Below are 25,683 nucleotides of genomic sequence, written 5' to 3' on the forward strand. Positions count from 1 at the left end.
CGACCGACCGGCAGAATCAATCGCCGCACATCTAATTTTCGCGATAAAATGGATACACCAATTTCACGATACGGTCGCGTCGCGTTCGTACTGGTCGTCTGCGTACTGCTCGTCGTGAGTCCGGTCGCCGGGGTCGCGATGGTACCGGGGATCGACGCCCAGCAGTCGTCCTTGATGGGGAGCGCCAGCGCGGAGAGCTCATCAGGCGGGACTTCGGCGTCAACGGCACCGACCTGTTCGGAGGTCGGATATGAAGGAGATGGAACCGAATCGAGTCCGTACGAGATCACGAACGTCTCCCAACTGCAGTGTATCGAGTCACAGGGACTCGGCGCACACTACGTACTCATCTCCGATATCGACGCGTCGAGTACGAGTGAGTGGAATAACGGCGCGGGATTCGATCCGATCGGAGACGCTTCTGCTTCGTTCACCGGATCGTTCGACGGGGCCGGACATACGATTTCAGGTCTCACAGTCAACCGTCCGGAGGATCTCGATACGGGGCTGTTTGGGGCTGTAAATGATGGCGGAACAATCGAGAACGTTCACCTCAGGGAGGCGAACGTCACGGGAGATCTGAGAAGCGCCCTCCTCGTCGGCGGTATTAATTCTGACGGCCTCGTGCGTTCCTCCACTACAACAGGAAACGTAACTGGTGGTGCCCGCGTCGGTGGGGCTGTTGGGGACGTGAACGGGGGAACGATCCAGAATGTTTCGGCGACCGCCGACGTTCAGGGCAATGAGTCCGTTGGCGGGCTTGCGGGATCCGTCAGAGGATCTGGTGCCGTCGAGAACTCGGCGGCACAGGGTACAGTAAGCGGTGAAAGCTCCGTCGGTGGATTCGTCGGATCGATGTCTCTCAGGGTTGCGACCGTAATTGATTCTTCGACGGAGAGTACGGTTAACGGCACGGCCGACGTCGGCGGATTCGCCGGACGGATCGAGGCGAGTACGATCGAACGATCGTCGGCATCAGGCAGCGTGACGGCTTCTGATCGCGTCGGCGGCTTCGTTGGAACCGTCACCACCGGTCCGAACGATAACGAGGGAGAGATACTCAATTCCTACACGACCGCATCCGTCGAAACAGTCGAGGACACCCAAGCGGTCGGTGGGTTCGCCGGCCTCGTTCAGAACGGTAGTGTTACGACGTCGTATGCGGCCGGATCGATCACCGGGGCGGCAACGCAACCGGGCGGTCTCGTCGGGAACGGTACCGATGCGTCGGTGTCGGAGTCCTACTGGGACACTGATGTGACTGGTGTGTCGACCTCCGACGGTGGAACCGGTCTAACCACAGCGGAAATGACCGGTGAGACCGCCAGCGGGAATATGACTGGGTTCGACTTCGCTGCGATATGGACGACCACGACGTCGTATCCGGAGTTGAGAGAGCAACCCGCGACAGCGAGCATCGAAGGATCACTCTCTACGGAGAATGGGGTGTCACTTGACGGCGATGTAGTCGGCGCGTTTTACGAATCCGATGAAAGCACTGACGATGGAGGTGCCGACGATGATGACGGCGGCTCTGATGGTGACGATAACGTCGTCGGAGAAGACACTGAAGTCGCAGCCGACGGGACGTTTGAGATCGACGGCCTTGCGGCCGATCAGACGTACAACTTAGTCTACGGCGACGACGATATCGGAGAGGAACGTAACGGCGTCCCGGACCTCTACGCGATCAAAAGAGTCACTCCACCTGCCGAGGTCGAAGAAACCCTTCCGCAGGCACACAACGTCTCGATTCGGGTCACGGATCAGTTCGGAAATCCGATCGAGGATGCGGACTTGGTGATCCGTCACACCAACGGTGACGCCGTCGTCGAAGACGGCGTGTACAACGCGACGAACGAAACGGGATACGTCTCGGAGGACGGATCGAGCCAGCTCGAATTCAACGGCAGCCTCACCGTTCAAGCCGAGTTCAACGGCGTCAACAACTCCACGGACGTGACTGTCGACGACGAGACAGACATCACCGTCGAACTACCCGGTGCCACCGTCAACGGCACGATCAATACCACTACGGAGCCGCCGGAGGGTGATACGGTTAGTGTCTTTACCCTGACCGACGACGGGGTCGAGGGTATCGACACGACAGTCGGAGAGAACGGCCAGTTCGAGATCGGCGGCCTGTCCCCGGATCGAGAGTATATGCTGGCGTTCGGCGACAAGGAGGTCGGTGACGTGACGAACGGCGTGCCGGACCTCTATGCGATCCAGCCCGTTTCACCGTCGAGTGCGGATCAGAACATCAGCGTTGGTGAGGTCGATATTCCGGAAGCCTACAACGTCTCCGTGCAGGTCGTCGACCAGGACGGTGAGCCGATCGAGGGCGCCGACGTCGCGATCGGACATACGAACGGCGATGCTATTATTGAGGACGGCGAGCGCAACGCCACGAACGAGAGCGGGTACTTCTTCCGTGAGGGCGATGCTCCCCTCGAACTCGTCGGCAACGTGACCGTCGGAGCGGCGTACCGCGGCGTCAACAACACGACGAACGTGCCAGATCTGAGTGACGACCGGAAAATCACCGTTCAATTATCGGGTAGCACGGTCACCGGAACTGTTAGAGACGCTGACGACGATGCGGTCCCGAACGCTACCATCACTTACCTCCCCATTGAAGACGGAGAATTCGACGACGATCGAGAAGTCGAGTTCGACGAGACCGACGATACTGGGTCGTACGAGCTCTCGTTGACTCCGGGAGACTACCAGGTTCTCTTCCGGCAGGGAGTAGAAGAGTACCCGATTGACGGCGTGCCTGACGTCTACAGCGCCGATCAAATCTCCGTTAGCGGACAGACGCAAAACGATATCTCGCTTCCCGAGGGTAACCGCCTCCAGATCCGGCTTGTCAATCAGTCGGGCGATCCGCTCTCAAATGAGACGATCGAAGTGAACCACCGAAACGAGGAAGGCTTCAACTCCGGCGTAGCACTGGAAACTAACGAAACCGGTTGGGCCTACGTCGGCGGGACGCCCGGCCTGGAAGTCAACGGGACGGTAGATGTCTTACTCGAGTCTGATAGCTATTACGCACAACGAGACCTTGAGGTCACAGAAAACGAGACGGTGATACTCGACGCGAGGGGACTACTCAACGTCACCGGAAATCTCACGACTGCCGACGACACCGACGTGACAGAGGGAGAAGTGTTCGCTCAGAGTCCGAAGACGGGCCACTACGCCGATACAGAACTCTCCCCAGATGGTGAATTCAGGCTCTCGCTCCTGCGTAATGCGAGCTACGAACTCGGCTTCCGACAAGATGGGATCGACACGCAAACGGACTTCCCGGAGGATGGAGTTCCGGATGTCCAATCGCTCACACGGGTCGAGACTGGAACGGACGACATCGACCTGGCTACCCAGCAACTCGGCGTCGGGCATCCGTTCGAGATCACCGTGAAGAACCCGGACGGCTCCAACGCCTCCGGAGTTAACGTCTACGTATCGGACAACAACGTCGGAGAGGAATTCGCTGTCAGCGTCACCGGCGAAACGAACGAGAACGGCTCGGTCGTGCTCGACGGCGCTGAATCGCCCGGCGTAGAGCTGAACGGTTCGATCGACGTGTACGTGGACGCGCCCGAAGACTCGGGCCTCGCGGATACGAATCGACGAAACGTCGTCGTCGACGAGCCGGGAGGCATCACGGTCCAATTCCAACCGGCGGCGTCGGTGAACGGGACGATCCTCGAATCTGACGGGGAAACGCCCGCAGCCGGTGAAGTGGTACAGGTCAACCCGGTCGGTGACGGTGTCGGCGACACCGTCCCCACCGACGAGAACGGGTTCTTCGATGCGCGTGTCGCCGCCGACGGTGCCTACCACGTCGGGTTCGTTCAGGGCGACGCGGACAGCGAGTTCACTCCACCCTACCCGCAGGACGGCACCGTCGACGTCTACGCCATCGCTAACGTGACGAGCGCACAGGAAGCCGAACTCGGAACCGTCACGCTTCCTGAAGCGCACAACCTCACCGTGAACGTCTTCGATCCGAGCGGAGACCGCGTCGAGGACGCGACGATCGAGATCTGGAGCACGGCGAACGACGCCTACCAGTGGGGCGGCGACACCACCGTCTCCGACGGCACGCTCACCGTGGAGGCCAACGGATCGCTCGACATCCGGGCGTCAGCCCCCGAAGGGACGGAGCTACGAACCGAGTACGAACGGGTCAACGTGACAGAAGAGGACACCGTCAACGTCACGCTCGATCGCAACGTGACCGTCTCCGGCAGTGTCGAGTACTGGAACGGTGACGGGGTCTCCGGATACCGGATGGAACTGTTCAGCAGCGGCGACGGCGGCGACTACCGTCCGACCAACGACAGCGGCTACTTCGAGCTGTACCCCGAGCCGAACCAGTTCTACGCGCTCGGATTCAAACAGATCGATGTGGAGGGCGACCGACCGAACTTCCCGAAGGACGGCCGCCCCGACCTCCACACATTCAGTGCAATCGAGCTTGAGAACGAGGACCGTGATGTGGGTGATCTGACGCTGCCGCCGGCACACCTCGTGAACGTCACGGTTGAGTACACGAACGGCGAACCGGTCTCGGGAGCGACGGTGGATCTCCAGCAGTTCGAGGGAGCCGCCTCCTCGCACCACCCGGGAACGACGAACGCGACCGGCGAGGTCGTCCTCGACGGGGCGAGTTCGCCCGGCATCGAGGTGAACGGGACGCTCCGCGTTGGCGTCAGAGGGACTGACGACTACGCGTGGAACACGACGGAGTTCGAGATCGACAGTGAGCGTAACGTCACGGTCGTCGTCAGAGAGCGTGTCAACGTGACCGGCCAACTGGAGAACGAATCGGGCGATTCCCTGACTGACTTCGACGTCCTGGTCGGACAGAGCGCGCGCTCCTTCGTCTCCGAAGAGGTGAACGACACCGGTCAGTTCGCTGTCCCGGTCGGCGCGAACCAGACTTACAGCGTCGCGGTCGGACAACGCGACGCGGAGACTGATACGCTCGCGCCGCGCGACGGCGTGACGGACTTATACGAGCTTACAACCGTCAAGGTCGGTGCCGGCGATTACGACCTCGCCGAGCAGACTGTCCCGGACGCTCACGGCGTGCTCAACGTCAGCGTCGAGAACGAGTCCGGCGTACCGGTCGAGAATGCGCTGGTGACCATCGTTCCCAACCAGTCCGGAACGCCCGAGCCGACAAGCGCCCGACTCGGAAGCCTGACCGACGAACGGGGCTACCTCGTCGTCGGCGACAAGCCGGGAATCGAGGCCGCGGGGAACTACACGGTCCGCGTCGAACGACCACCGAACGCCGAGCAGTTCGTCGACGAGACCTATGTCCGGGAAGTGAACGTCACCGAAGCGGGTGGCGACGAAAACGTCACCGTGACGCTGAACGAGGTCGATACGACCGAGCCTGAATCCGACATCAGCATCCAGAGCGCTTCGGCCGTGGACGATAACATCACGGTCGGTGACCAGGTGATTGTTGACGTCACACTCGAAAATCAGGGTGACGCGGAAGGGGAGACAACGGTCGAACTGACCTCCGCAGATGGATCGATTTCGGCTTCTGAGACCACCTCGGTCCCCGCGGACGGTACTGCCAGCGTCGATCTCCAAACGACAATCGACTCAGCCGACACGTACGATTTGACTGTCACCGCAGCCGGTGACAGCGTCGACGTGGGATCCGTGACCGTCGAAGAACCGACAGAGCCGGCGAACGTCACCATCGCCGACGCCGGACTCTCACGGACCGATATCACCGCGGACGAGACCGTCCTCGTCAACGTGACGCTGCAGAACACTGGAGATGAAGAGGGCGAAATCAACCTCTCCCTGTATCGCGGCGAGGGCATTATGGTGACGTCGTCGTACAACGTCTCAGCAGGCGACACGAGGACTGTCACTTATGAGATGCCGTTCCCGGAGGCCGGCACCTACGACGTCAGCGCTCAGGTCGACACTGGCGACCAAGTTGAGGCTGGGACCGTGAACGTCGAGGAAGAGAGTTCCACCGAAACGCCCGGATTCGGCATTGTCCCCGCGGTCGTCGCACTGCTCGGAGCCGCGATGGTTCTGCGGCGACGCCGCTGAACCCTTTCGGTCTCGTCCTTCTTTCTCGGATTTCAGGCTCAGTACCGCCGTCGGACCAACAGCATTAGCGCGAGGAACGCGCCGACGACGTTGAGCGGGAACATCGGGGTCGACGTCCCGGTTCCCTGTGCCTGTGAGTCCGAGTCAGTCGGCGTCGACGGTTCGATGACGTCCGAGTCAGTCGCCGTCGACCCGCCGGACTCCCCCGCCGACGAGTCCGTGCTCGTGTCGACATCGGTACCCGGCGACGCCGGCGTCGACACGTCCGTCACGGTCGCGTTCGTCGGTGTGGCGGTCACGTTCTCGGGCGTCGCCGTCGTGTTCGTCGGTGTCTCCGTCGCGGGCGTCGACGTGGCGGTTCCCGCCGAACCGCCGGGTTGCGCGCCCCCGCCGCCGGAGGACTCCGTCGTCGTACTGGTGCTCGGCGCCTCGGTTGTGGTCTGCTCTTCCTCCTCGGCCGTGATGTTGAGCCGCTGGACGGCGCTGACGCCGGTCGCTTCGTCACGACCGTTGATTTCTTCCTCTCCGCGAGCGGCCGCGTAGAACCGGTACTCGTCCGGGTCCAGGTCCTCGATGACCACGTTGTACGTCCGGTCGTCGACGCGAACCGCGTCGTATCGGTGCGTCGAATCGTTCATCACCACGACGTCGACGTAGTTCGGCCGCTCCGTGTCGTCAGTCAGTTCGACCGTGATCGAGACGCGCTCGTCCTCCGGAACCTCCTCGGGAGCGTCGACTGCGAAGTCGTAGCCGGACATCACGATCGGCTGGATCGCCTCTCTATCGTCCCCGACTTCGAGCGAGAGCACGTACGTGCCCCGTTCCAGCGAGGTGGTCTGATCGAGCGTGTAGGTTCCGTTCTCCGATCCCTCCACGGAATCCATCGTCAGTCCGTCACCGTTGTACATACTGACGGTGAAACCCTCGTCTCCCGGCCGCGTCACCTCCACCGGGACCGTCTCGCCGACGTCTCTGTAACCGAGCGACGAGACGGTGTAGTCCTCTCCGAGGACCGTGACCGTTCTGGAGGGCGTGTCGATGCTCGACGTCGATTCGACGGTATACTCCGAAGAAGCCAGCGCCGACCCGGCGGCCAGGAGCAGCGCGGCGACGAGGGCGAGGAGGACGACGGTGCGAAGGCGGGGCCGCTTCATACTACATCAGTCCCGTCGATTTTGTGAAAAGTGTGTCGTCCTGCCACTGACGGCCGTCGGAGGGTTCAGCGAGATCGGGGGTCGTCAGGCTGTCGAGAACGCCCCACGCCGTTCTCGTCCGCTACGCCGCTCTGACGGTGACCCACAGGTGGACTTCCCGGTACGCGTTCTCGACGCTCGGTGAAGCGGGCGGCGCGCCCTTGTAGAGCAGATACGTCAGTCGGAGTCGCTCGCCGGTCATCGTCGGCTCGATCCGATGCGGCCGGTGCCACGTCTCGTTGTGCGCGACCCGCGGTGAGAACGTCCGGAGCCGGTCTTCTTCGAGGACCGTCGTGGAGTTGTTGGCCACTTCGACCCGCTGGAGGGCGACGACGACCGTGTAGTTCGTCGGCTGATGCTCCTGGTTGCCGACGCCGACCACGAGCGACGCGGGTTCGCCTTCGACGAGTTCCTCGGGGTAGCCGTCGGCGACGAGTTCGCCCTCATCGTTCTCGGTGAGGAGATACAGTTCGCTGAAGGACTCCCCGGTCTTCGGGACCGCGACCGCGTACCCGACGCTCGCGGTCGCGAGGAGCACGCTCACCACCAGCAGGACGTTCAGCGCGGCGTCGGCCCGGGAGTCGGGGTGGAACAGCTCCTCGGTCGCCGCCCGGTACCACCGGTCGTACGGGACCGCGAACCGCTCGTCCTCGGGGAGCGCCTTCCGCCGGGCTGACCCGACGGCGACGGCGGCGACGGTGAACCCGCTCACGGCGACGAGGATCGGCACGAGCCTGATCCCCCACGGCGTGAAGTTGAGCACGAGCCCGAGCAGGGGCACGACGGCGATGCTCGTCCCGAACGAGAGCGCGACCCGCTCGATGCCGTCGATCCCCGACTCGCCTCTTGCGGTCCCGTCTGGGTCGTCCGTTCCGTCGGTGTCGGTTCTCTCCTCGGCCGTCGATCCGCGCTCGGGAAACAGCGCGGCGATCAGGGCGTACCCGGGGACGAAGAGCACGAACGGCAGACCGAGGACGACCCGCAGCGGCGTCTCGTTCAGCACCGGCGTGAGGGTGACAAGTAACTGGAGTCCCACGAGGGTGAGCACCGCGGCGAGGTCGGCCGGAAGGGTGCGAACCGACTCGGGAAGGTAGAGCTTCCAGTCTGCGCGCTCGGGCATCTATCCGAATGTCGGTGTCAGTACACAAAAATCAGTTGTTCGAACGGAACCGGTCGCGGGACGGGCGCGCCGAAGAGCCGTAGCGAGCCGAATGGATCGGGATCATCGCGCCTCGGTCGCATCCAGAAGCGACCGTGCACTCTCCAACAGCGCTTCGGCGTCGTCGTCACTCACCGCCAGCCCGCTGTAGGCCGCCTTCTCGTAGCCCGTCGTCAGCGATTCGAGCGACGCCGCCCCGTCGATCCCGCGGTCGACGCACTGACGGTAGAACTCCCAGTGGGTGGCGCTCGGATCGACGTCCATCCGCGCCGCGAGCGCCTCGCGGACGCCGCCGTACGCCGTCACGACGGCGTCGTTCGGCCGTCCGGAGGAGAGCGCCGTCGCGGCCGACTGGAGCGCCGACTCCGACACGTCGGGATCGGTCGCTGTCGGGGGTTCGGGATCGCTCCCGGCCTCACTGGGCGAAGCGGCATCTGCCGCGGTGTCGTCGTCGCCGGCGGCCGCCCCGTTTCGCCGGAGGAGCACGACGGTGACGATTCCGACGACGGCCACCCCTGCGATCACCCAGAGGAGCTCCGAGCGGTTGAGCGGGAAGGACTCGCCCGAAGCGACCCCGCTCTGGTCGCCGTCCTCGCCGTCGATCTCCTGCCCGACCGCGTCGGCCGGCGTCACGGCGGCGGTCGCCTCCGCGGATTCGAGGTTCGTCCCGCTGCCGTCGAAGGCGACGGAGACCGTCGCGTTCTCGACGTCCGCGTCCACCGGCGGGTCGATCGCCGCCCGATAGGTTCCCGACGCACCGGTCGTCGTTTCGAGCGACTGGCCGCCGAGTTCGACCGAGACCGGCTGATCCTCGACGGCCTCGTCCTCGGCCGTCAGGAGCCGCCCCTCGACGACGACCGTTCCCTCGGCGTTCGCGCTGGCGCCCGCCGAGAGATCCGTCGCCTCCGATTCGATCGGCAGCGACTCGGTCGCCGGTTCGACTCGCACGGCGCGGTCGTCGCGATCGGACGCGACGCGGAGTGTTGCGTCTCCTGTCGGTACGTTCGCGGGAACCACCCCGGTGAGCGTCGCGCGGCCGCTCGCGTTCGTCGGTGTCGTCGTCAGCGACGCCCCCTCCAGCGAGAGCGAGAGCGGGTAGTCCGCGACCGGGGTGTCGTCCGCGCGGACGGACGCGTCGACGGCGATCCGGTCTGCGTACCCGTAGGACGCCTCCGCGGGTCTGGCGGTGCGCACCGTCGCGGTCACCTGAGTCACGTCGACGGCCAGCGTCTCGTTGCTCGATCGGTACACCGAGGCGTCGGCTGGCCGGTACTCGACACCGAGTTCGGAGGTGTTCGCGTCGATCACCGTCGGTCGGTAGGCGAGTTCGAACGTTCCGTCGTCGTCGACGGTCGTTCGAACCGTCCGCCCGCCCACGGCGAAGCGCGCCGTCTCGGTCTCGACGGGCGTTCCGTTGGCGGTTTCGAGCGCGCCCGAGACCACGAGCGGATCCGAGAAGGAGATATCGCGATCGTAGGAGCGAACGACGAGGCGCGTCTCGACCAACTCCCGAGCGACGATCTCCTCGCTCTGGTCCGTGATCTCCGATTGGACCGCCGTGATACGTTCCCTGCTCTCGGAGAGGTCGTCGCCGGTCGCGTTCGCGATCCCGCCGTAGGCGTCGATCAACCGATCCGATTGGGATCCGCCCTCGTCGGCCAGCCGGTTCAGCTCACGGGCGAGTTCGCGCGCCCGCTCCCCGTCGCCGGCCTGCCTCGCCTCCTCGTACTCGCGCTGGGTCTCGCGGAACTCGCCGACCGTGTCGGCGTACTCGCGCTGGGTCTCCTGGACGGTCCGGTACTCCTCGCTCGCCCCGTCGCCGTCGGTCTCGCCGTCGACGTCGACGTACTTCCCGAGCGAGTCGGAGTAGTCGTCGCCGAGGACGGACCTGGCGGCGTCGTACTCTCCCTGGCTGAGCCGGAGCGAGCTCTCGCCGATGCGGCCGTTCAGGTCGCCCGAGAGGTACGAGACGAGGCGGTCGAGGCGGTTCTCGCTCTCGACTTCCTCGGGGTTCCGATGGAGGACGTCGCTGTCGTTGCCGTCGGTGGTGTTGCCGCTCGTCCCGTTTTCGGCCTGGTACTGGAGAGCCGTCCCCCCGAGCGATCGGACGGGCGACGACCGTGTGGTGTCACCGAGCGACGAGGCAGACGAGGTGTCCGCGGGTGGCTGGTCCGCGGGCGCGCCGGCGACAACCACGGCGGCCGCGGCCGACGTCGGGGCGACGACACTGACCGCTACCAGGAGCGTCAGCAGCAGACGGATCGAGACTCCCCGGGTTCCGCGCACTGTCCGGAGCCAGTCGTGCGAACCTAATGTGTTTTCGCATTCGGCTGACGAGTCCGCCTCGCGGTTCGGCCGGCGAGTCCGTCTCGCGGGCCGGCGAACACAAACATTCAACTTCGGTGCCACGAATCCGTAGCACGATGCTTCCGACCCGCCGGTGGGCCGCACTCGCAGGGGCCGCGTGTTTCTTCGCCCTCTTCGCCGTCGCCCTCGGCGAGCCGACGCCGCTCCTGGCCGCGGGGGGACTCGGCGCGTGGCTCCTGCTCGCGCAGGTCGACGCGGCGCGGACGATGCAGACCGTCGATCGCTCCCTGTCGGCGACCGTCTCCGTCGCCGACACGAGCGTCTTCGTCGGCGACCGGACGGCGATCACGCTGCGCGCGTCGCTGTCGACCCCCGTCGACGCACCGGTCGAGGTCGAACTCGTCGAACCACCGAGCGTTCGGGGCCCCGGACGGGACCACCGAACGGTGACCATCGAGCCGGGTGAGCGCTCGGCCTCGACCACCTGCAGCGTGACGCTTCCGGTCGCCGGCCGGATCTCCTTCGAGACGGTCCGCGTCAGGATCGGCGATCGCGCGGGCTACTTCACCGAGGAGGTGTCGCTGGCGGCCGACGCCCAGTGTCTCGTCGAGCCGCCCGCGCCCGACGACGTCCACGTCGGACAGGGCGGTCACGCCGTCGGCACGATGTACGGCGAGCACTCGACGGATCAGACCGGACCGGGACTGGTCCCCCACGAGACCCGACAGTACGTGATGGGCGATACGCTCTCGCGGGTCGACTGGAAGACGACGGCCCGGATGAACCAGCCGTACATCCGCGAGTTCGAATCCGAGTCCGACTACCAGCTGTCGCTGGTGTTTGACGCCGGAGCGGATATGGGGTCCGGACCCACGGGCCGGACGAAACTCGACTACGCCCGGGAAATCGCCCTGGGGTGCGTCTACGCCGCGGAGTCGTACGGCGACCCGGTTTCGGCACGGCTCGTCGACGACGACGGAACGCGCTGGCAGTACGGCCCGTCGGCGTCCGCGACGGCCTACCGGACGGTCCGGAGCCGCCTCCTCGACCTCGATTCGGGCGCTGGCCGGCGTCGAGATGTCGACCGCTCGCGCCCGATCTCGCCCGCTGACGCCGGCTCGCGGGGACAGCTTCTCGACGACGACTCGCCGTTCGCGAGTCGGCTCCGGCCGTTCCTCGCCGACACGGAGAGCTACGTCTCCCGGGTGAGCGACCGGCCGCTGTTCGGCGCCGTCGGCGCCGCGTGTTCGGACGCCGACCGTCGACACCACCTGGTGCTCGTCACCGACGACACGGCGAAGGTCGAGACGTACGAGGCCGCCGTCCTCGCGTCGAAACAGAGCGGCCGCGTGAGCGTGTTCATCACGCCGAGCGCGCTGTTCGAACGGGACGAGACGGTCGGCGACGACGGCTTCGTCGAGTTCGAGGAGTTCCGCGCCCGGCTCGACCGGCTGGAGAACGTCACCGCCTACGAAGTCGCGCCGCGGACCGCGGTCGAGCGGGCGACGACCAGCGCGGCCACAGCCCTGGGTGAGTCCTGATGGAGGAGCGACTGCAACTCGTTGGGCGGTCGTTTCGGTCGACGCTGGGGACGAACGCGCTCACGCCGCTCGACGGCGTCGGCGTCGTTCTTTTCACCGGCACGCTGGCCGTAACGCACGGACCGTGGGGGCTTCTCGCGGGCCTACTCGTCTTCGGTACAGCCATCGCGAGCGCCGGCCCCGCCGCGTTCGTCCTCGCCCAACTCGGGATCGTCTCGCTGCTCGCCGCGTCGAGCACCTGGACGATGGCCCTGGCACAGTTCGCGGCGTTCTTCCTCCTCGTGGGCGCGGCGTACGGCCGGGCACCGACACGACACCAACTGGGGCGGCTGGCACTCGCGTATTTCGCGAGCCTCGGCGTCGTCTGGGTGCTGGTGAACAGTCTCCGGTGGCTCTGGCAGTCCGCGCTGGCGTTCCTCGCGCTCGCGGCGCTGCTCGCGTACGCGGTGCACCGATACGAACGCGTCGCGCTCGGCCTCGTCACCGCGGAGGGCGACCGATGACCGACGAGAGCCAGGCGGGGGTGCCCTCGAACGAGTCACGACCACGCGAGGCCGCGAGCGATGGGGGACGAGCGGACGAACGACGAGCGCGCGGCCCCGCGAACGCAACGTCGTCGACCGAGGGCGAGCGAACGTCTCCGGCGGGAACGGACCGTGAGGACGCCGCCGATACAGACGATTCAGATGCAGGTAATGCCGAAGAGATCGCGTCGCTCCGGCGGGAGAACGCCCGTCTCCGACGACGTTACGAACGCCTCCGTCGGGGCCAGTACCGGAAGACCGCAATCGTCCTACTGGGACTCGGCATCGCCGGCCTCGTGGGGGCGGTGCTCTTTCCGCCCGTCAGAGACGTCCTCGTCGTACTCGGGGCGATCGGAGTGTTCTCGGCCGCCGTCACGCGCTATCTCAGTCCCGAGCAGTTCATCCCGGTCGACGTCGGGGCGACGGTCTTCGGAGCGCACGCCTCGAACCACGCGGCGATCGTCGACGAACTGGGCCTCCAGGAGACGACCGTGTACGTCCCGGACGCCGAACGGGAGACGGTCCGCCTGTTCGTTCCGGAGCACCGTGACTACGCCCTCCCGTCGGCGGCGGAACTCAGAGACACGTTCGTGGTGGCCGACGAGGAGACCCGTCGCGGCCTCGCCGTCACGCCCAGCGGCGTCGGCCTGTTCGAGGAGTTCGACCGGAACCGGGACGGACCGCTCGGGACCGACCCCGGAACGCTCGCCCGGCAGGCGACCGACGCCTTGGTCGAACTGTTCGAGCTCGTCGAGACGGCGAACGCGGAAACTGACGTCGAGGACGGCCGGCTGACGGTCCGTATCGGCGGGTGTCGGTTCGGGTCGGCGAGCACCTTCGACACGCCCGTGGCGTCGTTCCTCGCCGTCACCGTCGCCCGGGGACTGGACACGCCCGTCGTCACCGAAGTCACGCCCGAAGCCGAGGAGGAGTTCGTCGTGACGTGTCGCTGGGAGCCCGCTTCGGCGGAAGAGTAAAAATGTCGCCGGCGCGCCGATAGTGATCGCTGATCAGTCGTCGTCATCGGCGGTCGAGGGCGTCGCCTCTCGGAGTTCGTACTCCGGCGTGGGGACGCTCTCGACCACCTCCTCGACGATGTCTCGGGGTTCGCGACCGCTGATCTCCGCCTCCGTGTCGAGCACGAGCCGGTGCGAGAGGATGAGCGGCGCGAGGCGCTTGACGTCGTCGGGGATCACGTACTCGCGCCCGCGGATGGCCGCGGCGGCCTTCCCCGAGTGGAGGAACGCGAGCGACGCGCGGGGGGAGGCGCCGTACTCGATGGCCGAGTGCTCGCGCGTCGCCGAGACCAGATCCAGGATGTAGTCGTACACCTTCTCGTCGACGTGGACGTTCGCGACGGCCTGCCGCGCCGCGTCGATGTCGGCTAACTCGACGACGTTCGAGATGTCCGACGGCGCGAGTTCCGGCGAGCGGTCGAACCGCTTCAGGATCTCCCGCTCGTCGGAGCGATCGGGCACGTCGACGACGATCTTGAACTGGAAGCGGTCGCGCTGTGCCTCCGGCAGGGCGAAGGTGCCCTCGTACTCGATGGGGTTCTGCGTGGCGACGACGATGAACGGATCGGGCAGATCGAGCGTCTCGCCCTCGATCGTGGCCTGACCCTCCTCCATCGCCTCCAGGAGCGCCGACTGGGTCTTCGGCGTCGCGCGGTTGATCTCGTCGGCGAGGACGACGTTCGCGAAGACGGGGCCCCGCTGGAGGTCGAACTCGCCCAGGTTCTCCCGGTAGATGTGCGTCCCGGTGATGTCCGCCGGGAGCACGTCGGGCGTCATCTGAATGCGTTGGTACTCCAGGTTCGACGCCTGCGCGAAGAGGTTCGCGATCGTCGTCTTGGCCACGCCCGGGACGCCCTCGAGGAGGACGTGGCCGTCGGTCAAGAGCGCGATCGTGAGCGCCTCCACCGCGTCCTCGTTGCCGACGAGGAGCTGTGAGGTCTCCTCGACGATCGCGTCGTAGACCTCCTCGGGCGAACTCATAGCGAATCAGCCCGCCGTTCCGCACGGAGGGGTGGCTGTCGCGCGTCGCTGCGGTGAACCTTCGTCGATCGGTGGCTGCAGATCATAGGGAGAGACGACGTCTGCCGGGCGTGACAGCGTTCGTTGATTACATATACGCGCAGAAACATATAAATGCGGCCTTCCGGGAGAGCGGCCCGGGCGCGCCCCCGGTCGGTCGTCGGCTACCGCGTCTGTGCGGCTCGTGTCCGCTGCTAGGACTCGAAGCCGCGACGCGAGACTACCGCCACCGCGCCGAGGACCGTCGCGCCGACGAAGAACTGGAGGAGAGGCGATCCGCGAAGGAGGTACAGCGCGACCCGGAGCGGCGGCCGCTCGTCGACGTGGGAGCGATCCAGGAGAGCGGTCTCGTGGGGACCGATCAGCGCCGCGGCGAAGGCGCGGTTGTCCGGTCGTTCGAGCATCGCGTTGATGAAGACGCTCGGGTCGCTGACGACGACGACATCGCCCGCACCGACCGGCTCGACGGTCACGATCGGGTACGATCGGAGCGGTTCGTCGTCGTCGAGTTCGTCGTCGGCGTCGCGGTCGAGATACGAGAAGTTCGAAGAGCGGACGAGCACCGCGCTCCCGTTCGGTCGCACCGTCGCCGGGTGGTTCAGGGTCAGCTGTTCGACGTCCTCGGTGTAGGGGTCCGTCGCCGTCCGCGTCGCGACCGGCAGCGCGCCCGAGCGGAAGTTGTGCCGCTCGTCGCGCAGCGGCGTCTCGTTCACCCTGGCCGCGACGCCGACCCGGTCGAGGAGGTCGTTGCTGTGCGGTCTGAAGTCGTCGGCGACGACGAGCGTACCGCCGGCGCGGACGAACGATTCCACGCGCGCCGCCTCGGCGTCGGAGTAGGAGCGTTCCGGCGAGATGACGAACGCGACCGTCTCGGCGGCGTCGACGCCGCCGTAGTCGTCGGTGGCGAAGGCGACGCGGTACTCGGTGTCCGTCTCCGTCGCGACCGCGCTCACGCCCGAGGCGCCGTCCCACTCGGGGTTGAACGCGCCGTAGGTCGTCGCCGACGTGCTCGCACCGACGGCGATGCCGACTAAGAGCGTGAGGAACAGCGCGGTGGCGAGCAGGTGCGGGTAGCCCACCTCCCGGGAGCCGATCCGCACTCAGATCACCCCCGGCGGGAGGATCGCGAGGATCTCTCGGACGACGATGTAGCCGAAGACGACGAGACCGATCCCAATGAGCCACCGGAGGCGGCGGCGCCACGCCGGCGTCACCGCGATGGGCGCGGTGAGTTCGACGACGACGAGAAAGCCGATGAGCGAGACGACGAAGACCAGTTCGTAAGACAGCGAGTCGAGGAGGACGAGCACGAGCGTCGCGCCGAGCATCCACGCCAACTGTGCGCGGATGAACCGTTCGCGTCGTGCCGTCGCCATACTCCGTGGTTCGCGTCCGGGCTAACTAAACTGTCGCTTGCGGGGACTTCGCGGCGTGTCCGGGTCCGACAGAGACCACACGCTTGATGGGTCTCGGTCCCCTCGGCTCCGCTAGTGTTCCCGATCGGCCACGCCGCTCTCGGCTACCTCGCCGTCGCTCTCCTCCACCGCGTTCGCGGACTGTCGCTCCCGAACGGCTGGCTCCTGGTATCCGTGTTCGTCGGCTCGCAGCTCCCCGATCTGATCGACAAGCCGCTCACCTACTACGGGGTGCTCGAGAGCGGGCGCTCGTTCGGGCACTCGCTGCTCGTGATGGTCCCAGCGCTCGTCGTGCTCGTGTTCGTGGCCCGCCGGCGGGGGTACGCCCGACACGGCGGCGCGCTCGCGGTCGCGACCCTCTCGCACTTCCTCGGCGACACCTATCGGATCGCGCTCGCCGGCGAGTGGTACGAGATGCGCTTTCTCCTGTGGCCGCTCGTCCCGGCGATAACGTATCCTTCCGACGGGACCCCTCCGTGGATCCGCGTGCTCGACTCCCTCGGGGACCCCCGCTTTGGCTTCCAGTACGGACTCGCTGCCCTCGCGTTCGGGATCTGGTTGTACGATCGCTACGGCGGTCGGACGAGGATCGAGCCCGAATGAACGAGCCCCGCTGTGGAAGTCGACGGCGATCCGATCGTTCTATCGAGCAACGATCAGAGGGCCGTTCGGACGTGCTCGATGGCGATCGCGACAGGTGACGGTGATCAGAGCACTGCGGCGGCGATCACGGCTCCGTTCCACACCGTGACGACGAATCCGAGCGCGCACAGCCCGAGCGGGACGCCGAGGTTGTGCGGGTCGGGGACGACCCGGTAGAACCCGTAGAATCCACAGACGACGGCCAACTTGAGCGGGACGATCAGGAAGAGCCCGTGATCGTTGATGAGCCACGCGGCCAGGGGGCTGGCTTCCACGATCGTCCGCAGTTGGAGGCCGGCGAACGTCGTCACGAGGTCACCGACGAGAAAGAACGCGATGGCACCGTACCACCACAGCCGGGTGTTGTCTTCGAGAATCTGGATGGAGGGCTGGAAGTCCGAGTTCATGTTCTTGAACGGTTGTTGTCCGGGGGTCGCCAGTCTGAGTCCGAAGTTGGGTGTTAGAGACTAGTCGGCGTAGATACACGTTCTCTGCGGTTCGTGTTAAATATTTGCACCGAAGGTGCGTCCCCGTGACGTCGGATCGACTGTGGCAACGCTGAGACGGTAGTCGGGAAGCGTCGATATCGGGCGGATGAAAGCAGCTACGACCTCGGAACCGGTCGACAAGGGACGTTCCAGTCGAAGTACACAAGGCGTTCGGCCTCTACCCTCCTATAAGAAACGCGAATGAACCGGTCGCTGCTGTACGTTGGGCTGTTGTTCATTCTCGTCGGCGCGACGTTGACGATCGTGCCGACCGCGAGCTTCAGCACCATCGCGGGCGACCGACCGGTCGACGTGTCCGTCGCGGACGACAGCGAGGCGTTCGTGGCGGTCGCGAACACCCAGACCCCGGTGACACAGCCCGGAGACGGCGTCGCCGTCGCCGAGCTGGTAAACAACCTCGACGCGTCGATGACCGTCGAATACGAGGCCAGCGTCACGTCCGGTTCCGTCGCGGTCGAAAACCCCTCCCGCACGGTGACGATCCCGCAGGGCGGACGCGAACCGATCACCGTCGCGTGTTCGCCGCCGGGTGGGGGGCCGGGACCGCGACGCTCCGGATCGACGTGGTCGAAGCACGGGGCGGCTCGGCGACGATCACCGACGCGACGCTGGAAACCACCGTCGAATACGACTGCCCGGGGCGACCGGGCGGCGGCCCGGGACAGCCCGGTAACCCGAGCGGCCCGCCAGGCGGAGCGGTCGCGTACGTCGACGACGATCAGGACCTCGAATACGACGAAGGCGAGCGCACCGTCAGCGAGGGCGAACTCGCGGAGTTCGATAACGACAGCGCTCACCTCGTCGTCGCGGCCGGCGGAGGCCGGATCAACTTCCGGAACAGCGAGGTCGAGATGGCGGCGAAGTCGATCACCGTCGGCGACGCGACGCTCGCGAGCAACCGCGAAATCACGCTTGAGGCCGAGGAGGGCACGCTCTCGCTTCTGGACTCGACGATCGACGCGAAGAACGGCGCGATCGAGCTGTCGGCGGGCGAGATCACCGCCGCGGATTCGACGGTCAGCACCAACCGAGAGATCTCGATGAGCGCGGAGTCGGGGGCGCTCGCGTTCAGCGATTCGCACATCGACGCGAAGAACGGCGAGATCGAGCTCTCCGGCCGATCGATCGAGATGCCACGGACGACGGTCAGTACTAACCGCGAGATCTCGATGAGCGCCGGTTCCGGTTCGCTGACGCTCACTGACGCCACGATCGACGCGAAAAACGGCGCGATCGAACTCGCGGGGAGTCGCGTCGACGCGGCCCGCGCGACGATCTCGACCAACGCGGCGATCACCGCCACCGCCGACTCCGGGACGCTGCGCCTGACCGATGCGACGGTTGACAGCAAGAACGGAGAGATCGAGTTGGGCGGCGGGAGTATCGACGCAGCGGGTGCGACAATTTCGACCAACGTCGGGATTTCGCTCGCGACGGAGTCCGGCGACCTCCAACTGGGGGAGGCGACGGTCGAGAGCAAGAACGGCGAGGTAACCGTCGAATCGAGCGGGGACCTCCTCGCCAGCGGCGCGGTCTTCGAGACCAACGTGGAGATTTCCCTCAGCGCCTCCGGCGACGTGCTGTTGGACGCCGCCCGACTCACCTCCTCGAACGGCCAAGCGACAGTTGCTCTCGACGTCGAATCGGCCACGCTGTCGATCGACAGCGCGGTCCTCGACGACCGGGACTCGACGATCACCTACAGTCCGAGCGAGGCGGCCGTCACGGGGACCCCCTCGCGGGGGAGCGTCCAGGCCGATTGAGGCCGACAGCCGAATCGCGACTTCGGGGTTCTCGACGGCGCTCGGACGCCTGAGCGATCAGGGTGGCCGATCGAGGTTCTCGAAGCGGTTCTGCCGGTTCGCGTACACGTGGTACGCGGCGGAGACGGTGAACAGCGCGATCAGGACCGTCGGGTACGCCAGGACCGGCAGTTGCTCGGTCGGGAGGAAGTCGACCCACAGCGCGACGAGGATGAGGCTGCTGATGAGCGACAGCCCGAGGTAGTAGACGCTCCAGGGGATCGAACTCTCCGGTACGATATCGAGGTAGATGTCCAGTCGGTCGACCCGGTCTGTCAGTTCGACCGTTCCGTTCTCGAACTCGATCACGCCCGCGCGATCGAGGCGGGGGAGGTGCGTCTGCTGGAGCGACGTGTAGACGGTCTTTCGTTCCGCGGAGGTGACCTCCTCGATCTGCTTGTCGTGTTCCCAGGCGGCGACCTGCTCTGCGAGGTCGGACAACTCGACCGGACCGTCGGTCTGTTTGCAGTAGTGGATCGCGTATCGCCGCCGGTGGTTACCCATCAGGTCGAAGATCTCGTCTTTGGGAAGCCTCTCTTCGGCCCCATCCCCGGTGCCGTCGTCGGTCGTCAACTCTGTTGCGGCCCGTTGGCCCATCCGTCGGATGTCAATAATAACGACACCTACAAATAGCCTCTCCATTCGCTCCGGCTGACAGCTCCCGTGCGGAGCGCCTACTCCTCGCCTTCGACCAGGACTCGGAGCGTCATCTCGTAGTCCTCGGGGTCGGGGAGGTCCGTCAGCGTCGACGGGCCGTGGTCCGCGATGAGGTCGACCTGGACCCCGAACGGGACGGACTCGCCGGGGGTGAGGACGCCGTCGCCCGCGGCGTCGTCGGGACTCACCGCCAGGAGGTCGTCGCCGGATCCCCCGGTCGTTTCGAGGGTGTCGCCGCCGGCGGTCACCGACAGCGCGTCTTCGACGTCCGAGAGCGTCTCCGTCGAGAGGGTGTCGCTCTCGGCCTCGAACTCGAAGTACAGCCCCGTGAGGTCGATCGTCCCCGAGTTAGCGACCTCGACGATGTCCGCAAACTGCGTGATCGCGCGCTGGTTCAACCCCGTATCGCCGCCCGGAGTGATGGCCGTGACGCGGTTTTCGCTGTTGGTTTCGACGTGGATCGGCGGGTCGTTCGCGGGCGTGAGTTCGATGAGGCGGGGATAGACGACCGTGAAAGAGGCCTCGGAACTGGAGGACGTGGCGGTGAACGCCGCCGTCGAACTGACGACGCCGGCGCTGACGAAGGCGCTACCGAGGCCGGCGACGAGTTGGCGGCGAGTGAGCATATGAAGTTCCTATTATTTGGATAGGCCAATATGGAGAGCGATATTAGTAGAAACTAAAACTTGAGTTCCTTACTCGACGGCTCTAGCTTGTCTGAGTCGGGGTTTCGTCTGCCACCGCTGTGATCTCCGAAATGAGCTCTGACCGTCCTGCTGGATCTCCTTCGCCTTCTGCAGCGAAGTCACCTGCACCTTCGTATTCATCATTGTACACATCATCATACGGCAGACCTTCACGCGATGCATCTACGTCAAGATTGACCCCTTGATTACTACCACTCCCAACAGAAACCATATTTGCAGGTGTTTCTCCGTTATTGCTACTAGCCGGCGAAAGCAGAGAACCATCTCCTCTAAATTGGAAAACCGAGTTTGCAGTGCTTTTCGACACACCATTATCGACATCTGTCCCATATCCAGTGTAGGCAAATCCTACATCGTAGCTTCGATCGTCGTTATTGACTATAGCAATGATATTACTGAAGTCAATATCTCCTGGAGGAGTTCCTGCAGCAACAGCCGTCTGGACGGTAGCCATCCCATTTCCAGCATCCTTGGCTATCGCTAGTGGTAAATCGTCGAGAGAAAGAGAATCAAAGGCGATGTTACCGCTACTGTCGATGTATTCTGGAGAGTTATCACCAGTATACACATGGGATCCTACTGTGAGTCCTTTATCATCTCCAGGAACAATATCGAGTTCGACATCCTCGCTTTGTGTCACTATCGACATCGCGGAGTCACTGTTAGCTGACGTAGCGTCGAACGCACCCGTTCCGAGTGCCGTCCCTGCGCCGAGTGCGAGCGTTCCGATCGCCGTGATGACCTGTCTTCGTTTCATTGTGGAGTGAATTTGAATTTATAGTAAGATTTTATAATAATTATGGCTCGTTTCGACTAGTTCTCCCCGGCGACGATCGTCAGACCGGTGTCCTCAGCGTCCGTGTCGTCCACGGTCGCCTGTCTGGTGTCGATCTCGACATCGAGTTCTGCGGATTCGCCTTCGTCGAGGTCTTGGGTACTACCATCTCCGACGCTGTTGGAACCAGTCTCACCGACGTAGAAGGTGACCACAGCCGCGCTGTTGTCTCCCTCCGAAGGAACGAGAACTGATGCGCTGTCACCAGGTTCTGCCGATTCCGGGCCATCAGTGGAGACTCCGACCGTCGTACTGGCGTCGGTGTCGGCCGCGTTGTTCGTGATCGTGACGATACCGTCGATCGTCGTGATCGCTTCCTCGTTGAGCCCGCTGCCATCCGGACCGCCGATGTTGATCGTCAGTGTTCCATCGTCGCCGCTGTTGTCTTCGACGTAGTCACCGTCACCCGTGATACTGAGGAACGCGCTCGCGTCGCCCGCGGTGCTCACTTCGACGGAGCGTTCCGCGCTCACTGTGGTGAACGCACCCGTACCCACGAGTGCGCCGCCGCCGCCGACCAATGCTCCGAGTCCGATCAGTACGTTTCGTCTGCTGAGTGCCATAGTAGTGTTCTCCTAACACGGGGTGGCCCGTGTCGCTATCTGTATAATGTACCCTTACCCACTTTGTATTCAGGTGCTTGAATCGGATTCAAGCCCGGCGAGTAATCCGTAATCACCCGTTACGAAGAGCATATTCGTCTTCAAGCTCTGCTTTCTCGACGGTTTAGCGCTCCGAGTAATCGAGGCCGCACCGTCGACGGGTCGAAACAGTTCAAACAGCCATCACAAATTCTTATTGTTCGGCTCGGGCAATACGTTGACAGCGCCGTCCCGGCGAGTAGGTCCCCAGGCGTCGCGGTAGCGACCCACCCAACAATGGCCGATGTCTTGATCGTCGAGGATCTCGGGCTCCAGCGAGCGGTCCTCCGCGGATTCCTGAGCACGACCCATACCGTCGTTGGAGAGGCGACGACCGAACGGGAGGCGGTGCGGCTCGCCCGTCACCACGCGCCCGACGTCGTGGTGATGGATCTGAACCTCGAACGCGGAAACGGGGTCGAAGCGACGGCGGTGATCAAGACCCTCGATCCGTCGATCGCGGTCGTCGTCAGCACGGTCACCGTCACCGAGGCCGTCCGCGAGCAGGCGATGGAAGCGGGCGCGGACGCGTACCTCTCGAAACCGTACGGCAAGGCGGATCTCTTGGAGGCCATCGAGTCGACGCTGGGCTGACGTCGACCACGGCCGGACACCGAGCGCCCGGAACCGTATCAAGCGTTATATCGATCGATCGTCTAGGCGCTCGCGTGAAGCTCTCGACGGCCGTCCAGAACGGGGTCCTCATCCTGCTGATCCTCGCCGTCGGTGCGATGCTGTTCGGGCAGGCGGCCGGACAGCCGGTCCTCCTCGGCTACGTCGAGACCGGGAGTATGGAACCCACGATGGAGCCCGGCGACGGGTTCGTCGCCGTGCCGTCGGCCATCGCCGGGCCGCCACAGGAGGGCGACGTCGTCGTCTTCGTCGCCGAGGAGCTGCAAGGCGGAGGGCTGACCACCCACCGGATCGTCGGCGAGACAGAAGAGGGCTATATCACCCGCGGCGACGCGAACCCGTTCACCGACCAGTCGGGGGCCGAACCGCCGGTCACCGAAGAGCAGATCGTCGCCGAAGCGCTGCAGATCAACGGTCAGGTGGTCGTCATTCCGAACCTGGGCTCCGGCGTCGTCGGCTTCCAGGAGTGGCTGACGAGTGCGTGGGCCGCGATCGGAGTCGGTGCGCTCCTGAGCGGCGGCGGGTCCGCACAGTCGCTGGTCCTTCTGGGCATCGGCATCATCGCCGTCGGCTTCGTCGTCGACGCGTTCACCGGAGACCGGGGGACGAGTCGGCGGAGTCGGCGCCGCTCGAACTACATCAAGACGTCGACGTTCCTGCTCGTGCTCGCACTCGTCGTACTGGCCCCCGCGACGGCGAGTATGATGGTCCCCTCGGGGACGACGTCCTTCGACATCGTCAGCTCGGAGTCGCCGAACGAGAACCCGCTGGTCATCGGTGTCGGCGAGGAAGCGACCGTCGAATACCGCGTCGCCAACGACGGATTCATTCCCGTCCTGACCGTGATCGAACCGCGGAGCCCCAGCCTCTCGGTGTCGCGCTCGTCGTTCATCGTCTCGGGGCGCTCCGAGGAGGTGACCTCCCTCCGGATACGGGCACCGGACGCCACCGGGTCCTACACGCGCAGCATCTCCGAGTGGCGGTACCTCCCGATCCTCCCGCGTTCTGTCATCCTCGCGCTGCACGCGATACACCCGGTCGTCGCCGTGCTGGTCATCGATCTGGTGCTGTTGACCGTCGCGGTCACGGCGGGGCTCATCGCGGTGGGAGTCGGCCCGATACGGATGCGGTCGACCGGACGGAACATCACGCTCGTCCAACAACTCAAGCGGCGGCTGTTCTGAGCGGTATCGATCCCGCTGTCGTGTCCGTGCGGCCCGTGGCGGTCCTCCCGCTCGTGCGGGCTGTGGCGGTCTCCCCGCCCGTGCAGTCGTAGGCGACCCGCACGTCGAGTTCCCGGTTCGAGGCCGTCGTGTTCGTGCTCGTTTCCACGACGGTCACCGTCAGCCGTGCGGTCCCCGACGCCTCGGTCGAGGCCACACACCGCGCGAACAGTCGATGCTGTCCGCCCTGCGGAATCGTCACCGTGTCGCTGGCGTTCCGAAGTGCGATCGCATCGGCGTCGGTGCGCGCCCGGTACGTGACGTTGACCGTCGCGTCCGCGTCGTTGACGAGCGCGGCGACGACGACTCCCGCTTCGCTCGTTCGATCGTCCTCGGTTGTCCCGGCTGCTGTCCTCGATGTCGAGTCCGTGGACTCGGAGTCGGGTCCCGCGTCCGTCACCTCGGTGTCCGTCGCGACGAGGGAGATCGGCCCCTCGGAGCGACCGTCGCCCGGGAGTCCGTCGGCGCTATCGCCGAAGAGCGCTCCGAAGCCGGCACTCGGCACGGCGGCGAACGTGACGCCGGCCGCGATGAGCAGCAGCCCGAGGTACCAGAGGTTGCGGTCCATACGAGAGAGACCGTGGTTGTCTCCAACAGCGTCTCCCGCCGTCTTGTACTCTTCGGGCGCCGCACCGGAGTCAGTGCCGGATTCGAACACCGTACCCGACGAAGGACGGAACGGATCGAAGCGGGGCCGAGAACCTCTCAGATGTCGAGCCACTCGTCGGCCTGGATCTCGTCCAGCGCGTAGTAGTAGATCTCCGAACTGTCGATCACCGCGTAGGCGTCGATCTGCGGGTCGTGGATCACCCGGCGGTTGGTATCGATCGCGACGTCGACGAGGTCTTCGAGCGTCAGGATCGAGATGTACTGCTTCTCGGAGTCGGTGGGGAACTGCCCTCGGGAGATCCACTCGGCGTGCTGGTCGTGGACGATCTGCGTCCGAAGCTCCTCGGGATCGACACGGTCTTCGAGGCGGCTCACGACGGCGGCGACGCCGAACAGGAGGAGCCCGACCGCCGCGAGGCCGCCGTACTCCGCCGGGCTCGGTGGCTGGGTGACCTCTCGCTCGACGAAGGTCGATTCGGTCTCTTCGGCCGCGAGCGCCCCGTCGATGTAGTACGATTGGCCCTGGATCACGAACGGTGCGGTCGATCGAAGCGTCCCCTCGTACTCTCCGGTGCTGTAGGTCACTTCCAGGAGCAATCGGAGTCGGAACTGGCCGACGTCTTGGGCGTCCTCCAGCAGGACCGCGAGATCCCGTCCGACCGCGGAGACGTTCACCGTCTCCGAGGCGGTCACGCGGCCGTCCGAGACGGTCTCGTTCGTCTCGATGAGCGTCCGCGTCGAGCGGTAGAACGGCTGTCCGTCGCGGGTCCCGAGAATCTCCAGTTCGAGCCGTTGCGCCACGCTGACCCGCTGTCCGGACGGTACCGTGGTGTTGGCCTCGAATCTCATCGACGGCGAGGCCGAGAGGAAGTAGACCGAACGGTTCTCGAGCCGTTCCCCCTGTTCGTACAGCGCCGTCGGCCGAGTCACCAGCGCGCTCGACCCCACGCGGGTCTCGAACGTCTGCTGGTCGGTTTCCTCGGTGATCGTCTGTGTGGTCGGCGTACTGAACACGTAGCCCGCACCGACGAGACAGAGCACGCCACCCAGCAGTAACAGCGCGACAACCAGCCTGTGGTTCTCACTGACGAACAGTTTGACACGGTGCTCAAACGCCATCGGGGGCAGTTCCTCCAGAGAGAAGCGCGATC

At 65.2% G+C, this 25,683-nt stretch carries 22 protein-coding genes; 8 read left to right on the forward strand and 14 right to left on the reverse strand.

Annotated elements, in window-relative coordinates; all coding sequences use genetic code 11:
* Positions 1 to 1,335 precede the first annotated feature (1,335 nt).
* A complete protein-coding gene (locus DV707_RS05865) occupies positions 1,336 to 6,099 on the forward strand; it encodes a PGF-CTERM sorting domain-containing protein (RefSeq protein WP_146063898.1) in 4,764 nt (1,587 codons plus the stop codon).
* A gap of 38 nt (positions 6,100 to 6,137) precedes the next feature.
* Here the strand turns inward: DV707_RS05865 and DV707_RS05870 are convergent, their stop codons facing one another.
* The 3 genes from DV707_RS05870 to DV707_RS05880 all read right to left on the reverse strand — a co-directional run bounded on the left by DV707_RS05870 (position 6,138) and on the right by DV707_RS05880 (position 10,737).
* On the reverse strand, positions 6,138 to 7,253 hold the full coding sequence (locus tag DV707_RS05870) for a hypothetical protein (RefSeq protein ID WP_103990165.1): 1,116 nt from the start codon (positions 7,251 to 7,253) through the stop codon (positions 6,138 to 6,140).
* A gap of 121 nt (positions 7,254 to 7,374) precedes the next feature.
* Positions 7,375 to 8,412, reverse strand: a complete 1,038-nt coding sequence (locus tag DV707_RS05875) for a DUF1616 domain-containing protein (protein ID WP_103990164.1) — start codon at positions 8,410 to 8,412, stop codon at positions 7,375 to 7,377.
* A 102-nt stretch (positions 8,413 to 8,514) separates the two neighbouring features.
* A complete protein-coding gene (locus DV707_RS05880) occupies positions 8,515 to 10,737 on the reverse strand; it encodes a DUF4129 domain-containing protein (protein ID WP_103990163.1) in 2,223 nt (740 codons plus the stop codon).
* Between the two features lie 137 nt (positions 10,738 to 10,874).
* Here DV707_RS05880 and DV707_RS05885 point away from each other — a divergent pair, with 137 nt between their 5' ends.
* The 3 genes from DV707_RS05885 to DV707_RS05895 are packed head-to-tail and all read left to right on the forward strand — an operon-like array spanning position 10,875 to position 13,800.
* A complete protein-coding gene (locus DV707_RS05885; RefSeq protein WP_103990162.1) occupies positions 10,875 to 12,299 on the forward strand; it encodes a DUF58 domain-containing protein in 1,425 nt (474 codons plus the stop codon).
* Positions 12,299 to 12,802 carry a hypothetical protein gene (locus DV707_RS05890; protein ID WP_103990161.1) on the forward strand — a complete coding sequence of 168 codons (504 nt, stop codon included), beginning with the start codon at positions 12,299 to 12,301 and terminating at the stop codon, positions 12,800 to 12,802. Before DV707_RS05885 ends, DV707_RS05890 begins: the two co-directional genes overlap by 1 nt.
* On the forward strand, positions 12,799 to 13,800 hold the full coding sequence (locus DV707_RS05895; protein ID WP_235010710.1) for a hypothetical protein: 1,002 nt from the start codon (positions 12,799 to 12,801) through the stop codon (positions 13,798 to 13,800). The genes DV707_RS05890 and DV707_RS05895 overlap by 4 nt, the downstream gene beginning before the upstream one ends.
* A 33-nt stretch (positions 13,801 to 13,833) precedes the next feature.
* Here the strand turns inward: DV707_RS05895 and DV707_RS05900 are convergent, their stop codons facing one another.
* The 3 genes from DV707_RS05900 to DV707_RS05910 all read right to left on the reverse strand — a co-directional run bounded on the left by DV707_RS05900 (position 13,834) and on the right by DV707_RS05910 (position 16,235).
* On the reverse strand, positions 13,834 to 14,820 hold the full coding sequence (locus DV707_RS05900; protein WP_103990160.1) for an AAA family ATPase: 987 nt from the start codon (positions 14,818 to 14,820) through the stop codon (positions 13,834 to 13,836).
* Positions 14,821 to 15,053: 233 nt separating this feature from the next.
* Complete coding sequence (locus DV707_RS05905) at positions 15,054 to 15,959, reverse strand: DUF4350 domain-containing protein (RefSeq protein WP_103990159.1); 906 nt, start codon at positions 15,957 to 15,959, stop codon at positions 15,054 to 15,056.
* The gene (locus DV707_RS05910; protein WP_103990158.1) at positions 15,960 to 16,235 is read right to left on the reverse strand and encodes a hypothetical protein; all 276 of its coding nucleotides are present in this window, start codon (positions 16,233 to 16,235) and stop codon (positions 15,960 to 15,962) included.
* 114 nt (positions 16,236 to 16,349) lie between these two features.
* On the opposite strand from DV707_RS05910, the gene DV707_RS05915 reads away from it, so the two are divergent.
* Positions 16,350 to 16,877: a metal-dependent hydrolase gene (locus DV707_RS05915; protein WP_103990157.1), complete on the forward strand. Its 528-nt coding sequence runs from the start codon at positions 16,350 to 16,352 to the stop codon at positions 16,875 to 16,877.
* A 104-nt stretch (positions 16,878 to 16,981) separates the two neighbouring features.
* On the opposite strand, the gene DV707_RS05920 is transcribed toward DV707_RS05915, so the two are convergent.
* Together DV707_RS05920 and DV707_RS05925 are read right to left on the reverse strand one after the other, a co-directional pair.
* Positions 16,982 to 17,323: a DUF5658 family protein gene (locus DV707_RS05920; RefSeq protein WP_103990156.1), complete on the reverse strand. Its 342-nt coding sequence runs from the start codon at positions 17,321 to 17,323 to the stop codon at positions 16,982 to 16,984.
* A 197-nt stretch (positions 17,324 to 17,520) separates the two neighbouring features.
* Complete coding sequence (locus DV707_RS05925; protein ID WP_136361799.1) at positions 17,521 to 17,934, reverse strand: hypothetical protein; 414 nt, start codon at positions 17,932 to 17,934, stop codon at positions 17,521 to 17,523.
* A gap of 6 nt (positions 17,935 to 17,940) precedes the next feature.
* Between DV707_RS05925 and DV707_RS05930 the strand changes: the two genes are divergently transcribed.
* Positions 17,941 to 19,188, forward strand: coding sequence for an AsmA family protein (locus tag DV707_RS05930; RefSeq protein ID WP_136361800.1), 1,248 nt, complete (start codon positions 17,941 to 17,943; stop codon positions 19,186 to 19,188).
* Between the two features lie 57 nt (positions 19,189 to 19,245).
* Here the strand turns inward: DV707_RS05930 and DV707_RS05935 are convergent, their stop codons facing one another.
* The 4 genes from DV707_RS05935 to DV707_RS05950 form a co-directional block, all read right to left on the reverse strand.
* On the reverse strand, positions 19,246 to 19,824 hold the full coding sequence (locus DV707_RS05935) for a DUF7344 domain-containing protein (RefSeq protein WP_103990154.1): 579 nt from the start codon (positions 19,822 to 19,824) through the stop codon (positions 19,246 to 19,248).
* A gap of 77 nt (positions 19,825 to 19,901) precedes the next feature.
* Positions 19,902 to 20,510: a hypothetical protein gene (locus DV707_RS05940; protein WP_103990153.1), complete on the reverse strand. Its 609-nt coding sequence runs from the start codon at positions 20,508 to 20,510 to the stop codon at positions 19,902 to 19,904.
* 82 nt (positions 20,511 to 20,592) lie between these two features.
* A complete protein-coding gene (locus DV707_RS05945) occupies positions 20,593 to 21,348 on the reverse strand; it encodes a hypothetical protein (RefSeq protein ID WP_136361801.1) in 756 nt (251 codons plus the stop codon).
* Between the two features lie 56 nt (positions 21,349 to 21,404).
* The gene (locus DV707_RS05950) at positions 21,405 to 21,989 is read right to left on the reverse strand and encodes a hypothetical protein (protein ID WP_103990152.1); all 585 of its coding nucleotides are present in this window, start codon (positions 21,987 to 21,989) and stop codon (positions 21,405 to 21,407) included.
* A gap of 315 nt (positions 21,990 to 22,304) precedes the next feature.
* On the opposite strand from DV707_RS05950, the gene DV707_RS05955 reads away from it, so the two are divergent.
* Both DV707_RS05955 and DV707_RS05960 read left to right on the forward strand, forming a co-directional pair.
* Positions 22,305 to 22,661, forward strand: a complete 357-nt coding sequence (locus DV707_RS05955) for a response regulator (protein ID WP_103990151.1) — start codon at positions 22,305 to 22,307, stop codon at positions 22,659 to 22,661.
* Between the two features lie 74 nt (positions 22,662 to 22,735).
* On the forward strand, positions 22,736 to 23,884 hold the full coding sequence (locus tag DV707_RS05960) for a signal peptidase I (RefSeq protein WP_103990150.1): 1,149 nt from the start codon (positions 22,736 to 22,738) through the stop codon (positions 23,882 to 23,884).
* Here the strand turns inward: DV707_RS05960 and DV707_RS05965 are convergent.
* Together DV707_RS05965 and DV707_RS05970 are read right to left on the reverse strand one after the other, a co-directional pair.
* Positions 23,865 to 24,491 (reverse strand): hypothetical protein, encoded by a 627-nt coding sequence (locus DV707_RS05965; protein WP_103990149.1) that lies wholly within the window; start codon positions 24,489 to 24,491, stop codon positions 23,865 to 23,867. The genes DV707_RS05960 and DV707_RS05965 overlap by 20 nt on opposite strands.
* Before the next feature lie 137 nt (positions 24,492 to 24,628).
* Positions 24,629 to 25,651, reverse strand: coding sequence for a DUF5305 domain-containing protein (locus tag DV707_RS05970; RefSeq protein ID WP_103990148.1), 1,023 nt, complete (start codon positions 25,649 to 25,651; stop codon positions 24,629 to 24,631).
* Positions 25,652 to 25,683: the final 32 nt, after the last annotated feature.

The organism is Halobellus limi (assembly GCF_004799685.1).
GTDB classification, from domain to species: domain Archaea; phylum Halobacteriota; class Halobacteria; order Halobacteriales; family Haloferacaceae; genus Haloquadratum; species Haloquadratum limi.